Consider the following 13,098-nt stretch of genomic DNA (forward strand, 5'->3'; position numbering starts at 1 on the left):
GTCGACGGTTTGTCCGCCGAGGTGTCCCTACTCGTCTGCGGGTGCCTCGTCCGGGTCGCCGCCGCGAATCGACCACAGCAGACCGTCGAGTTCCTCGGGCTTCATGAGTACCTCGCGAGCCTTCGAGCCCTCGCTGGGTCCGACGACGCCGCGGTTTTCCATGAGGTCCATGAGTCGACCGGCCTTGGCGAACCCGACGCGCAGTTTGCGCTGCAGCATCGACGTCGAGCCGAACTGGCTGGTGATCACCAATTCCACGGCCTGCAGGAGGACGTCCATGTCGTCCCCGATGTCAGGATCGACGTCTTTCTTCTCCCCGGCCTTCTGCGCGGTGACACCTTCGGTGTACTCGGGTTCCGCCTGGTTCTTCGCGAAGTCGACAACCGCCGAGATTTCTTCGTCGGTGATGAACGCGCCCTGCATACGGGTCGGCTTACCCGCACCCATGGGCAGGAAGAGGCCGTCACCCATACCGATGAGCTTCTCGGCGCCGGGCTGATCGAGGATGACTCGCGAGTCCGTCAGTGAAGACGTCGCGAACGCCAGACGCGAAGGCACGTTGGTCTTGATCAGGCCGGTGACGACGTCGACGGACGGGCGCTGTGTTGCCAGCACCAGGTGGATACCGGCAGCACGGGCTTTCTGGGTGATGCGGACGATTGCTTCTTCGACGTCGCGCGGCGCGGTCATCATGAGGTCTGCGAGCTCGTCCACGATTGCCAGGATGTAGGGGTACGGACGGTAGACGCGCTCGCTGCCCAGCGGGGCGGTGATTTCGCCGGACTTGACCTTGGAGTTGAAGTCGTCGATATGACGCACCCGGTTGGCCTGCATGTCCTGGTAGCGCTGTTCCATCTCCTCTACCAGCCAAGCCAGCGCTGCCGCTGCCTTCTTCGGCTGAGTGATGATCGGCGTGATCAGGTGCGGGATACCTTCGTACGGCGTGAGCTCGACCATTTTCGGGTCGATGAGGATCATCCGTACTTCTTCCGGCGTTGCTCGGGTGAGCAACGAGACGAGCATCGAGTTCACGAAGCTCGACTTACCCGAGCCGGTCGAACCTGCCACCAGAAGGTGGGGCATCTTCGCGAGGTTGGCACTGACGAAGTCGCCTTCGATGTCCTTGCCCAGACCGATCACCAGCGGATGGTGATCGCGTCGGGTGCTCGGCGCGTTCAGCACGTCGGCGAGGCGAACCATTTCACGATCGGAGTTCGGTACCTCGATGCCCACCGCGGACTTGCCCGGAATGGGGGCGAGGAGGCGAACGTTGTCGGTTGCCACCGCATAGGCGATGTTGCGAGCGAGCGCGGTGATTTTCTCGACCTTCACGCCTGGGCCGAGTTCGACCTCGTAACGCGTCACTGTCGGGCCGCGGGTGAATCCGGTAACGGCGGCATCGATCTTGAACTGTTCGAGGACCTCGCTGATCGCCTCGATCATCGCGTCGTTCGCAGAACTGCGGAGCTTGGGCGGGTCGCCCTCGATCAGCAACGTCGTCGGTGGGAGGTTGTAGTCGCCGTCGGTGACCCGATCGGTGACGAAGTGTTCCTTCTCCTCCGGCTCGGGTTCGGGTTTCGGCACCGGCTTCGCGATGGGGACCGAGCGAGCCGGCACCTTGGGACGCGGCGCCGGAGTCTCCACGACGGGCGCTGCCGCAGCCACGACGGGCTCGTCGGGTACCGCGGTTTCGTCGGCGTTCCACAGACCGAGTACTTCGGTCTTCTTGTCGCCGGATTCGAACTCGTCCGTCGGGTAGTTGTCGATCGGTGCGCGTCGGCTGGTCCGCTTGGCGGGCTTGAGCGGTGGCTCGGCGTAGGTGTCGACCGGGTAGCCGTCGGCATCGAACAGTGAAGGATCGTAAGCAGATTCGCCGTAGTGGTGCTCGCCGTCCTCGTCGAATTCGGATCCGTAGTCGCCGTATTCGTCCGAGCGATACGAGGCACCGAAGAAGGACTGGAACTTGCTCGGCACCTCACGCAGAGTAGTTCCGGTCAGAAGGAGGATTCCGAATCCGGCAGCGATGACCAGCAGCGGCGCAGACAGCCAGACGGTGAGCCCGTTGGTGAGCGGGCCGCCCACGACGTACCCGACGAACCCTGCGCCGTTGGAGCGACCGGTGGAGTCTGTCGGTGAACCCGAGATGATGTGCCAGAGGCCGAGCGCCGGCAGACCGACCAGCAATGATCCCATGATCAGTCGGGGCCGGATCTCAGGTTTCGGTTCGGTGCGCATGAGCAGAATCGCAAGGCCGACGCCGACGATGGGGAGCACGGCCGAGGCCGCGCCGAAGATCGCGCGCACGAGGGTGTCGATGCCGCCGCCGATCGGACCACCGGCCTTGAACCAGACGCCGCCGGCGATGACGACGCTGAATGCGATCAGGCCGAGCGCTATTCCGTCGCGGCGGTGGCCGGCTTCGATCTCGCCGACCTTACTGACGGTGCGTGTGGTGGCGCCGACGCCGCGGGCAGCCAGGGACCACCCGGCTCCGATTCCCTTCCCGACAGCCGCCAACGGACTGGCCCGCTGAGACGTTTTCGATACCGGGCGACGCGCGGCCGACGACGTACCGGACGCCTTCTTGGGCGTTGGCTTGGAGCCCTTGCCCGAGGCCGGACGCCCACCAGCCCTGGCCGAAGTCGTGACGTTCCGAGGAGTCGACACGGTCCGTGTGGTGCGCGACGTACGAGGTTTTGCGGTCGCTCGGGCGCTCGGAGTAGAGGCTGACGACCTGGTCGATGCCCTGGACGTGGACGTGCTTGTACTGGATCCCCGGGCGCTCGACTTACCTGCCATGGAGTTCAGGCTAGTCTGTGCGACCCCATCTGGACCATCCGCAACACCAGCAACACTGGTCGCGAGTGCGAAACGTGATCTTCACAACCCGTCGGTCGAGCTCCACTCAGGTGGAAAAAGGCAATCAGAAACTGCGATCGAGCGCCATCACAGATTGAACGTCGGCCAGTTCACCTTTGGCTTCGATCTGCACTTCGTTGCGACCGAAAGCGTGCAGTAGCAACTCGGCGGGTTCACCTTGTAGAACAACACTGCGAGAGCCGGATTTGTGGACGACCGCACTCTCGCCGGAGGGAAGTTCGAAAATTACCTCGACAGCGGCCTTGCGGTAGCCCATCTTGCCGACCTGTCGTGCGTACTTCCACAGCTGAGCCTGCCGACCCTCCGACAACGGACGCGGCGCCCAGTTCAGGTGTGCGCGTCGTACATCTTCGTGGTGGACGAACATCTCCGTGGTGTTCACCTGCGCGTCGAGCCAGTACATCGGCGACCACCGCGGCGGCCCACTCCGAACGTCGTCGAGGATTTCCTCCCACGGACGCGCCGCTGCGGACTTTCGCACGCTCTCGGTGTGTCCGGCAAGAGGGCTCAACATGATTCCGGGAGCGGCGTCGAGACGCCGCTCCCGGACGATCAAGTGTGCTGCCAGGTCGCGATTGGTCCACTCCCCACACAGTGTCGGAGCATCGGGGCCGAATTCGACCATGCTGTCCACCAGGGCGAGTCGTTCGTCATGAGCGAAGGTCACCTTCGCCAAAGTACTCGAACCGGACCGGGTTCGAGCGTAAGCGACCTGCTGTGCCGAATCTACGGAACCGCGATGACCGTCGGGATGATCATCGGACGGCGACGGTACTTGTCCGCAACCCAACGTCCGACGACGCGGCGCACGGACTGAGCGATGCGATGAGCGTCGATGACGCCTTCGCTCGCCAGGCGTGCCAGGTCCGATTCCACGAGATCCGCGGCGTCCTTGAGTGCCGTCGGATCGTCGGAGAACCCGCGACCGGACACCTCGGGCGTACTGACCGCGCGGCCCGTCGACTCGTTGATGACGATGGTGATGGCGATGAAGCCGCCCTCACCGAGCACGAGGCGATCGGACAGCGTCGGCTCACCGACGTCACCGACGGAGAGACCGTCGACGTAGACGTGTCCGACCGGTACGCGTCCGACGATCTCGGCGAGGCCGTCGACCATGTCGACCACCACGCCGTCCTCGGCCAGCACGATGCGCTCTTCCGGAACGCCGGTTGCCTTGGCGAGCGCTGCGTTCGCACGCAGGTGACGCCATTCGCCGTGAACAGGCATGGCGTTGGTGGGCCGAACCGCGTTGTAGAGGTACAGCAGCTCACCGGCGGACGCGTGGCCCGAGACGTGAACCTTGGCGCTCTGCTGAGTCACGACGGTGGCACCACGCTTGGCCAGACCGTTGACCACGGCGAAAACGGAGTTCTCGTTGCCCGGGATCAGCGACGACGCGAGAACGACCAGGTCGTTGGCGCGGATGTTGATCTGGCGATGTTCGCCGCGAGCCATCCGCGAGAGCGCTGCCAACGGCTCACCCTGCGAACCCGTGGAGATGAGAACGAGGCGATCGTCGGGAAGGGTGGCGGCGGTGTCGATGTCGACGACCAGGCCGTCGGGCACCGTGAGGTAGCCGAGATCCTGTGCGATCTGCATGTTGCGGACCATCGAGCGGCCGACGAAGACGATGCGGCGGTTGTACCGAGCAGCAACGTCGACGACCTGCTGGATGCGGTGCACGTGGCTGGCGAACGACGCCACGATGACACGCTGCTTCGCCTTGCCGATGACGTTGTCGAGCACTCCCCCGATTTCGCGCTCGGGGGTGACGAATCCCGGAACCTCGGCGTTGGTCGAGTCGACGAGGAACAGGTCGACGCCCTCGTCGCCCAGGCGGGAGAATCCGGCGAGGTCGGTCAGGCGGCCGTCGAGAGGCAGCTGATCGAGCTTGATGTCACCGGTGTGAAGGACAACGCCGGCGTCGGTGCGAATCGCGATCGCGAGAGCGTCGGGAATCGAGTGGTTGACCGCGAAGTACTCGCAGTCGAACGGGCCGTGGGTGGTCGTGTTTCCCTCGACGACCTCGACGAGGTTCGGACGCAGGCGATGCTCGCGGCACTTGGCGGCAACCAGGGCGAGAGTGAACTTCGCGCCGATGACCGGAATGTCCGCACGCAGGCGCAGCAAGAACGGCAGAGCACCGATGTGGTCCTCGTGTCCGTGAGTCAAGATGACGGCTTCGACGTCGTCCATACGGTCTTCGATGTAGCGGAAGTCCGGGAGGATCAGGTCGACGCCGGGCTGCTGGTCCTCGGGGAACAGCACACCGCAGTCGACGATCAGCAGCTTGCCGCGGTGCTCGAACACCGTCATGTTGCGACCGATTTCGCCGATGCCACCCAGAGCGACGATGCGCAGACCCGATGCCGGTGCCTTCGGGGGTGTTCCGAGGCGACCCGTCGGATCGACGGCCGGACGGTTCTCGGGGCGCTTGTTTCCGCGTCCGTTGCCCGTCTTCGACGCTGCCGGACGGTTACCGCCGGAAGATTTGCGGGGCGACCTGTCTTCGGCCGACTTCTTCGGCGCAGCAGATTTGGAGGCTGCGGACTTGGCTGGTGCAGACTTGCTTGCTGCGGCCTTCTTGGGCGGGGCGGCTGCGGCGGGGGCCGCTTCTGCCGCCGGCGCAGATGGTGCCTCTACCGGCGCGGCCTTCGCGGCCGTTTCGGGAGCCGGAGGCGAAGGCGGACCGGCTTGACGACTGGCACTACGACGTCGGGGGGGACGGGTCATTTACAAAACTCCTGCCGCATGCAGATCGGCGGCAAGACCGTCGATCTGCTCTTTAGTGGGTGCAACCTGCGGAAGGCGTGGTTCTCCGACATCGATTCCGATGAGTCGCAGACCCGCCTTCGAAGCGCTGACACCGCCGAGGCGGGCAACGGAACGAATCACAGGGATCAAACTGAGGTTTATCTCGCGTGCGCGGGCGATGTCGCCGGACACGAACGCGGTGTGAAGGTCACGGAGGCGACCCGGAACAAGGTGGCCGATGACACTGACGAAGCCGGTAGCACCGACAGCGAGCCACGGCAGGTTCAGGGGGTCGTCACCGGAGAAGAACTGAAGCTCGGTGGTGCCGATCAACTCTGCGCCGGCGTTGAGGTCTCCCTTGGCATCCTTGACGGCCTTGATTCGCGGGTGCTCGGCGAGTCGGCGGATCGTCTCGGTCTCGATGGGAACGACGGAGCGGGGCGGAATGTCGTACAACATGACGGGCAGGTCGGTCGCGTTGGCGACGGCAGTGAAGTGCGCAAAGAGTCCGGCTTGGGGCGGACGCGAGTAGTACGGGGTGACGACGAGCAGACCGTGCGCTCCGGCGCGGGCCGCATCCCGGGCGAGTTCGACGCTGTGCGCGGTGTCGTTACTGCCGGCGCCTGCAACGATCTTGGCGCGGTTGCCGACGGCGTCGATCACAGCGCGGAGCAGGTCGAGCTTCTCGGACTCGGTGGTGGTGGGAGACTCACCGGTGGTACCGGCAAGAACGAGGCCGTCGCAGCCGTTGTCGACGAGATGGGCTGCGAGGCGCACTCCCGCGTCGACGTCCAACTTCCCGTCGGCAGTGAACGGGGTCACCATCGCAACGGAAATGGTGCCGAACGGACGCTCGACAAGAGAAGCGGAATCACCGTAGGTCATGGTCAGAAGGTTACCCGGTTCAGCTCTTACTTCTGCACACGAGTCACGACTCGGCCGCAAATGCGCTGACGGCGATTTCCGATCCGTCGCTTCCGCGGAGAATCTCGTAGTCCCCGAACACATTTGGCGCGACGTCGCGAAGCTGACGTAGGCACTCGACCGCGACTCGCCGGATCTCGACGTCGGCATGTTCGGTGGCGCGCATCTCGACGAAGTGCCGCCATGCCCGATAGTTCCCCGTCACGACCAAGCGCGTCTCGGTTGCGTTGGGCAGCACCGAGCGCGCGGCTTGCCTGGCTTGCTTCCCCCGCATCGGGGCACCGGGCACTGATTGCAATTTCCCCTCGAGGGCGGTCAGCAGCTCGCCGTACGCTCGACGGCTCTCGTCGGTGGCAGACAGAAACAGTGCTTCGAGCTCGGGATCACCTTCGACGGCGGGAGGCACAACGACGTTCGCATCATTCTCGCGGACGAATCGCTGCGAGAGTTGCGAGTACGAGAAGTGCCGGTGACGAATCAATTCGTGAGTGCACGAGCGCGAGATACCGGTGATGTAGAAGCTCACGGTTGCATGCTCGAGCACCGAGACGTGCCCGACCTCGAGCAGATGCCGTAAGTATCCGGCGTTCGTTGCCGTTCGCGGATTCGGTTTGGACCAACTCTGGTAGCAGGCTCGGCCGGAGAACTCGACGAGTGCTTCGCCGCCATCCGCGTCCGTCTCCCACGGAATGTCCTCGGGCGGGAAGAACTCGGACTTCGCTACCAACTGCACTTTCAGCGACACCGTGTTCGGCACAACCCACTCCTCGCAAGCACAAACCGACAAGCACAAAACCTGGGCGCCGTTCGCCTCAGGTGCTGGGCAACTCTATAGCGGTCGCCCACCCCCGAGATCGAGTGACGTCACCACGTCCTTGACTGACGTCACTTTTGACGTCAATCTGGTGTCATGGACATTTCGGAGTACACCGCAAAGCTGCAGAATGACCTCGTCACCGCAGCCGAACTCGGCGACGACCACACGCGCCGGATTGCGGCGTCGTTGTCCGCCGCCATCGAACCCTCGGTCCGCCTGGTCTTGTTGGCCGCAGCGACGGAGTTGGCCAAGGAGATCGGGACCAAACTCGACGGCCGCGAGGTCAGAGTCAATCTCGACGGCAACGAGATCGTGACCGACGTCGTCCGCCCGACGAATCCGATCGACGGCGAGGGCGCAGACGAAAAAGCAGGCGACGAGAAGAAGGACTCCCCCTACTCGTTCGACGACGTCAGCGGAGATATCAGCCGAGTGACGTTGAGGATGATGGAGCAGATCAAAGCCCGCGCCGAGGAGGCAGCCAACCAGAACGGAGTTTCCCTCAACTCGTGGGTTTCACAAGCCGTTCAGGGTGCGTTGCGGGACCAGATGCGCAAGAACGGCATGGACTAGTTCGACGCCACCCCGATCGCCGAATGATCTAATTGCGCAACTGCAGTAATCACGAACCGTTGCCGCAAGGCGAGAAGGAGCACGTTCATGGCCGTTTCGGGCGTCAAGGAATTCGAGATCAAGGCCGATCCGGCGACGGTGATGCAGGCCGTCGCCGCGGTCGATCGACTGCCGGAGTGGTCGTCTGCGCACAAGAAGATCACCATCGAGAGCACCCACGACGACGGACGCCCGCATCGCGTTCGCATGGCCGTGTCCATTCTCGGAATCAACGACGAGCAGGTAGTCGACTACACCTTCGAGGGCGACGAGAAGGTGACCTGGACCCTTGTCGAGAGCGGCCAGCAGAACCAGCAGGACGGCTCGTACGTCTTGACGCCCACCGACAGTGGAACCAAGGTCACCTTCGAACTGACCATCGATCCCAAGATTCCGCTGCCCGGTTTCCTGGTGAAGAAAGCGCAGAAGACGGCCCTGGAAACGGCAAGCAAGGGTCTGACGAAGTTCGTCGAAAACTTCTGAGCACACACGTAATTCAGGCGGCCCTTACTTCGGCGTTCATCGCCGGGTAGGGGCCGTTCGCTGTGAAGCCGAGCTGCGATTTCTCGGAAGTTCTTGCCGATGTCGAACATTCGCCGGTAGCCGGTGACCGCCCGGAGTAACGTCGGCCGCGTGTCCGCCGAGACCGCAGAGCCCAACTCCATGGCACCCGTGCGCATCCTCGTCTACAGCGACGACGCACACACGCGCGAGCAAGTTCGGCTCGCTCTCGGAGAGCGCCCACATCCTTCGATGCCCACCATCGACTACGTCGAGGTCGCGACGGCGCCGATCGTCGTCGACAAGCTTGATGCCGGCGGAATCGATCTCGCCATCCTCGACGGTGAGGCGAGTCCGGCGGGCGGCATGGGCGTCGCGAAACAACTCAAGGACGAGATCGTCGACTGTCCACCGATCCTCGTACTGACCGGTCGACCCGACGACGCGTGGCTGGCGTCGTGGTCCAGAGCGGAAGCCTCAGTGCCGCAGCCGATAGATCCGATTGAACTCTCTTCCGCCGTCATCGCGCTTCTGCGTCGGCAACTGAGCCGGTGAGCACCCGTTGCAGCGGTGATTCGTTGCGGCGCCGACTACTTCGGGCTTTCGCGAGCGAAACTCGGCACCTCGAAAATCAACCCAATGCCGGAGGCCTCCCCTAGTGTGGGTGTCGCAGGTCACATAAGTGGTGAATTGCTGGCAGTATCGAATTCGAACGGCACCTTCGGGTTAACGGCACCTTCGGGTTAACGGCACCTTCGGGCTAGGCGGACATCCGCACAGCGGAGAGGAGTTCGGGTGACATGAACGCTTACATCCCCATTCTCGTTCTCGGGGTCATCGCGATGGCCTTCGCCGTGGTGTCGGTTGTTCTCGCGTCCGTGGTCGGCCCGAAGCGGTACAACAGGGCAAAGCTCGAAGCGTACGAATGCGGAATCGAACCGGCACCCCGCACCGCTGGTGGCGGACGGTTTCCCGTCAAGTTCTATCTGACGGCGATGCTGTTCATCATTTTCGACATCGAGATCGTCTTCCTCTATCCGTGGGCCGTGCATTTCGATTCGCTCGGCTTGTTCGGTCTAGCGGCCATGGGCCTTTTCATAGTCAACGTTTCGGTCGCATACGCATACGAATGGCGACGAGGCGGTCTCGGTTGGGACTAGCTGGACGAGTAGACGATCAACACAAAGAAGTCAGACAAAACCGGTCACACCGAAGCTGTTACGACTGAAAAGAGTCGGATATGGGTCTCGAAGAAAAGCTCCCCAGCGGATTTCTACTGACCACGGTCGAGGGCCTTGCAGGTTACGTCCGCAAAGGTTCACTGTGGCCTGCCACCTTCGGGCTCGCGTGCTGCGCCATCGAGATGATGGCAACCACATCCGGCCGCTTCGACCTGGCGCGGTTCGGCATGGAGGCCTTCCGCGCGTCGCCGCGACAGGCAGATCTTCTGATCGTGGCCGGGCGGGTCAGTCAAAAGATGGGCCCGGTACTTCGTCAGGTCTACGACCAGATGGCCGAGCCGAAATGGGTTCTGGCCATGGGTGTGTGCGCGTCGTCCGGCGGAATGTTCAACAACTATGCAGTGGTCCAGGGCGTCGATCACATCGTGCCGGTCGACATCTACCTGCCCGGCTGTCCGCCGCGGCCGGAGATGCTCCTGAACGCGATCATCGAACTGCACCGAAAGATCCAGGAGATGCCCCTCGGCGTGAACCGGGAAGAGGCACGTGCGGCAGCCGAGCGCGCCGCACTGGCATCCACCCCCACCATCGATATGAAGGGGCTTCTGCGATGACCTCGGGTAACACCGGCGCGAGAGGGATGTTCGGAGTCCGCGGAACTGGCGACACCTCGGGCTACAGCAGGCTCGCCCCTCCGATCTCTCTGGAGGACAAGGCTTCTCGACCTTTCGGCGGATATTTCGATGCAGTCGCGGATTCCTTGGACGCGGCATTGAGCAACGCGGGTGGCACTTTCACCGATGCAGTCGAGCGAGTAGTGATCTTTCGAGACGAGATGACGCTGCACGTCGAACGCTCCCACCTGCCGCAGGTTGCGCGCAGACTGCGCGACGAACCGGATCTTCGCTTCGAGCTCTGCCTGGGTGTCGACGGAGTGCACTACCCGCAGGACACCGGTCGTGAACTGCACGCCGTGTATCCACTTGCCTCTATTACACACAACCGCCGAATCAGGCTGGAAGTATCTGTGCCGGATTCCGATCCGCATATTCCGTCGATCGTCGGGATCTACCCGACCAATGACTGGCATGAACGCGAGACGTACGACTTCTTCGGGATCGTCTTCGACGGTCATCCGGCCCTGACCCGCATCGAGATGCCAGACGACTGGAAGGGGCACCCACAGAGGAAGGATTATCCGCTCGGCGGTATCCCGGTCGAGTACAAGGGCGCCCAGACTCCGCCACCCGACGAGCGTAGGTCGTACAACTGATGAACGAGACGACAGGAACCAACTCCGGTGCCGCGACGGAAACCGTCGTCACAGCATCGGGACAGGACTGGGACGACATAGTCACCGCGGCCGCCCGCCAGCGAACCGGCGAGGCCGAACGGATCGTGGTCAACATGGGTCCGCAGCATCCGTCCACTCACGGGGTCTTGCGCCTCATTCTCGAAATCGAGGGTGAGACGGTCGTGGAAGCTCGATGTGGAATCGGATACCTGCACACCGGAATCGAGAAGAATCTCGAATTCCGGAACTGGACGCAGGGCGTCACTTTCGTTACTCGAATGGACTACCTGTCACCGTTCTTCAACGAAACCGCGTACTGCCTCGGGGTCGAGAAACTTCTCGATATCACCGACGACATTCCGGAGCGAGCCACCGTCATTCGCGTGATGATGATGGAACTCAATCGAATCTCGTCACATCTTGTCGCCCTGGCGACCGGCGGGATGGAACTGGGCGCCGTGACGGCGATGCTGTTCGGATTCCGCGAACGCGAATTGATTCTGGACGTGTTCGAGACGATAACCGGACTGCGGATGAATCACGCCTACATCAGGCCGGGCGGTCTCGCTCAAGATCTACCCGACGGGTCTGTCGCGAAGATACGACACCTGTTGAAAGTCCTACCGAAGCGGTTGCGTGACGTCGAACTGATGCTCAGCGACAACTCCATCTGGAAGGCCCGCACTCAGGGAATCGGATATCTCGATCTCACCGGGTGCATGGCCCTCGGAGTGACAGGACCGGTCCTGCGCGCCACGGGGCTCCCCCACGATCAGCGTCGAGCGCAGCCCTACTGCGGCTACGAGAACTACGAGTTCGACGTCGTGACGCACGACGGATCGGATTGTTACGGAAGATACGTCATCCGCGTCGAGGAGATGAAGGAGTCCCTCAAGATCGTCGAGCAGTGCCTCGACAAGCTGCAACCCGGGCCGGTCATGGTGGAAGACAGGAAGATCGCCTGGCCTGCCGATCTCGCCGTCGGACCGGATGGCCTCGGCAACTCGCAGAAGCACATCGCCAAGATCATGGAATCCTCCATGGAAGGTCTCATTCACCATTTCAAACTGGTCACCGAGGGTATCCGTGTGCCGCCCGGTCAGGTGTACGTCGCCGTCGAGTCTCCACGTGGCGAGCTGGGGGTGCACATGGTCAGCGACGGGGGAACCCGGCCGTACCGCGTCCATTTCCGGGACCCGTCATTCACCAACCTTCAAGCGGTGGCGGCGATGTGTGAGGGAGGCATGGTGTCCGACGTGATCGCCTCGGTTGCCAGTATCGATCCCGTCATGGGCGGAGTGGACCGATGACCGGCCCGAACGGCTCGTCACGGGTGTTCATCGAACTCGGGCCGCGTCCGGAGGAGCCCACGCAACTGGTACGTCCTGGCGCACGATCGAGCTATCCACCCGACGTCCTCGCCCGACTCGACGCCGACGCCGAAACCCTGGTCGCTCGTTACCGTGAGCCTGACGCCGCCGCGACCACCAGTCGATCCGCCCTCCTGCCACTCCTTCATCTCGTGCAGTCCGAGGACGGTTACATCACCCCGGCCGGGATCGATTTCTGCAGTGCCAAGCTGGGTTTGACGGGCGCCGAGGTCGCCGCCGTTTCCACCTTCTACTCCATGTATCGCCGGGGGCCGACGGGTGAGTATCTGGTCGGAGTCTGCACCAACACGCTGTGCGCGATCATGGGCGGAGACGACATCCTCGCGGCACTCGAAGAGCACCTGGGCTCGACAGGTTCCAGAGACGAAGGCGGACACTCCATCTCGACGTCCGACGGCAAGATCACCCTCGAACACATCGAGTGCAATGCGGCGTGCGACTACGCCCCCGTCGTGATGATCAACTGGGAGTTCTTCGACAACCAGACTCCGGAATCGGCGCGCTCACTTGTCGATGCGCTCCGCGCCGGAGAACGCGTGACTCCCAGTCGCGGTGCCACACTGTGTTCGTTCCGACAGACCGCGCGCACCTTGGCCGGTTTCCCGGATACGAGAATCGAAGCAGCCGAAGCACAAACCATCGGCGGGGCAACTCTTGCCGGACTACGTATCAGCCGATCTCACGACGACAACCCACCCGGCTCGGCCTCCGCGGCCGACACTCCCGGCGAAGGGAAGTGAC

General features: G+C 63.1%; 13 protein-coding genes. 8 read left to right on the forward strand and 5 right to left on the reverse strand.

Annotation, left to right across the window (positions count from 1 at the left end; all coding sequences use genetic code 11):
• Positions 1–27 precede the first annotated feature (27 nt).
• The 5 genes from I7X09_RS00925 to thyX all read right to left on the reverse strand — a co-directional run bounded on the left by I7X09_RS00925 (position 28) and on the right by thyX (position 7,318).
• Positions 28–2,799 (reverse strand): DNA translocase FtsK, encoded by a 2,772-nt coding sequence (locus tag I7X09_RS00925; protein ID WP_200315118.1) that lies wholly within the window; start codon positions 2,797–2,799, stop codon positions 28–30.
• Positions 2,800–2,923: 124 nt separating this feature from the next.
• Positions 2,924–3,547 (reverse strand): TIGR03085 family metal-binding protein, encoded by a 624-nt coding sequence (locus tag I7X09_RS00930; RefSeq protein ID WP_095970582.1) that lies wholly within the window; start codon positions 3,545–3,547, stop codon positions 2,924–2,926.
• Between the two features lie 59 nt (positions 3,548–3,606).
• Positions 3,607–5,616 carry a ribonuclease J gene (locus tag I7X09_RS00935; protein WP_234036763.1) on the reverse strand — a complete coding sequence of 670 codons (2,010 nt, stop codon included), beginning with the start codon at positions 5,614–5,616 and terminating at the stop codon, positions 3,607–3,609.
• Positions 5,617–6,522, reverse strand: coding sequence for a 4-hydroxy-tetrahydrodipicolinate synthase (gene dapA / locus I7X09_RS00940; RefSeq protein WP_003942142.1), 906 nt, complete (start codon positions 6,520–6,522; stop codon positions 5,617–5,619).
• 43 nt (positions 6,523–6,565) lie between these two features.
• On the reverse strand, positions 6,566–7,318 hold the full coding sequence (gene thyX, locus I7X09_RS00945; RefSeq protein WP_095970584.1) for an FAD-dependent thymidylate synthase: 753 nt from the start codon (positions 7,316–7,318) through the stop codon (positions 6,566–6,568).
• A gap of 153 nt (positions 7,319–7,471) precedes the next feature.
• Between thyX and I7X09_RS00950 the strand changes: the two genes are divergently transcribed.
• From I7X09_RS00950 to nuoE, 8 genes are all read left to right on the forward strand, one after another.
• Complete coding sequence (locus I7X09_RS00950; protein WP_095970585.1) at positions 7,472–7,951, forward strand: toxin-antitoxin system HicB family antitoxin; 480 nt, start codon at positions 7,472–7,474, stop codon at positions 7,949–7,951.
• Between the two features lie 87 nt (positions 7,952–8,038).
• A complete protein-coding gene (locus I7X09_RS00955; RefSeq protein ID WP_095970586.1) occupies positions 8,039–8,473 on the forward strand; it encodes an SRPBCC family protein in 435 nt (144 codons plus the stop codon).
• A gap of 180 nt (positions 8,474–8,653) precedes the next feature.
• Positions 8,654–9,046 carry an Rv3143 family two-component system response regulator gene (locus tag I7X09_RS00960; protein ID WP_095970743.1) on the forward strand — a complete coding sequence of 131 codons (393 nt, stop codon included), beginning with the start codon at positions 8,654–8,656 and terminating at the stop codon, positions 9,044–9,046.
• A 245-nt stretch (positions 9,047–9,291) separates the two neighbouring features.
• Entirely contained in the window at positions 9,292–9,651 is a 360-nt protein-coding gene (locus I7X09_RS00965; protein WP_003942165.1) for an NADH-quinone oxidoreductase subunit A, read from the forward strand.
• Between the two features lie 80 nt (positions 9,652–9,731).
• Entirely contained in the window at positions 9,732–10,286 is a 555-nt protein-coding gene (locus I7X09_RS00970) for a NuoB/complex I 20 kDa subunit family protein (protein ID WP_095970587.1), read from the forward strand.
• Positions 10,283–10,945 (forward strand): NADH-quinone oxidoreductase subunit C, encoded by a 663-nt coding sequence (locus I7X09_RS00975; protein WP_200315120.1) that lies wholly within the window; start codon positions 10,283–10,285, stop codon positions 10,943–10,945. The genes I7X09_RS00970 and I7X09_RS00975 overlap by 4 nt, the downstream gene beginning before the upstream one ends.
• Entirely contained in the window at positions 10,945–12,276 is a 1,332-nt protein-coding gene (gene nuoD / locus I7X09_RS00980) for an NADH dehydrogenase (quinone) subunit D (RefSeq protein ID WP_095970589.1), read from the forward strand. Before I7X09_RS00975 ends, nuoD begins: the two co-directional genes overlap by 1 nt.
• Positions 12,273–13,097: an NADH-quinone oxidoreductase subunit NuoE gene (gene nuoE / locus I7X09_RS00985; protein WP_200315122.1), complete on the forward strand. Its 825-nt coding sequence runs from the start codon at positions 12,273–12,275 to the stop codon at positions 13,095–13,097. Before nuoD ends, nuoE begins: the two co-directional genes overlap by 4 nt.
• Position 13,098: the final 1 nt, after the last annotated feature.

Source organism: Rhodococcus sp. P-2, from assembly GCF_016598535.1.
In the GTDB taxonomy this organism is placed as follows: Bacteria; Actinomycetota; Actinomycetes; order Mycobacteriales; family Mycobacteriaceae; genus Rhodococcus_F; species Rhodococcus_F baikonurensis.

Excerpts from the sequence above, each read along its gene's own strand:
- I7X09_RS00925 (WP_200315118.1), bottom strand. The coding sequence starts at position 2,799 with ATGGCAGGTAAGTCGAGCGCCCGGGGATCCAGTACAAGCACGTCCACG.
- I7X09_RS00935 (WP_234036763.1), bottom strand. The coding sequence starts at position 5,616 with ATGACCCGTCCCCCCCGACGTCGTAGTGCCAGTCGTCAAGCCGGTCCG.
- dapA (WP_003942142.1), bottom strand. The coding sequence starts at position 6,522 with ATGACCTACGGTGATTCCGCTTCTCTTGTCGAGCGTCCGTTCGGCACC.
- I7X09_RS00950 (WP_095970585.1), top strand. The coding sequence starts at position 7,472 with ATGGACATTTCGGAGTACACCGCAAAGCTGCAGAATGACCTCGTCACC.
- I7X09_RS00955 (WP_095970586.1), top strand. The coding sequence starts at position 8,039 with ATGGCCGTTTCGGGCGTCAAGGAATTCGAGATCAAGGCCGATCCGGCG.
- I7X09_RS00960 (WP_095970743.1), top strand. The coding sequence starts at position 8,654 with ATGGCACCCGTGCGCATCCTCGTCTACAGCGACGACGCACACACGCGC.
- I7X09_RS00965 (WP_003942165.1), top strand. The coding sequence starts at position 9,292 with ATGAACGCTTACATCCCCATTCTCGTTCTCGGGGTCATCGCGATGGCC.
- I7X09_RS00970 (WP_095970587.1), top strand. The coding sequence starts at position 9,732 with ATGGGTCTCGAAGAAAAGCTCCCCAGCGGATTTCTACTGACCACGGTC.
- I7X09_RS00975 (WP_200315120.1), top strand. The coding sequence starts at position 10,283 with ATGACCTCGGGTAACACCGGCGCGAGAGGGATGTTCGGAGTCCGCGGA.
- nuoD (WP_095970589.1), top strand. The coding sequence starts at position 10,945 with ATGAACGAGACGACAGGAACCAACTCCGGTGCCGCGACGGAAACCGTC.
- nuoE (WP_200315122.1), top strand. The coding sequence starts at position 12,273 with ATGACCGGCCCGAACGGCTCGTCACGGGTGTTCATCGAACTCGGGCCG.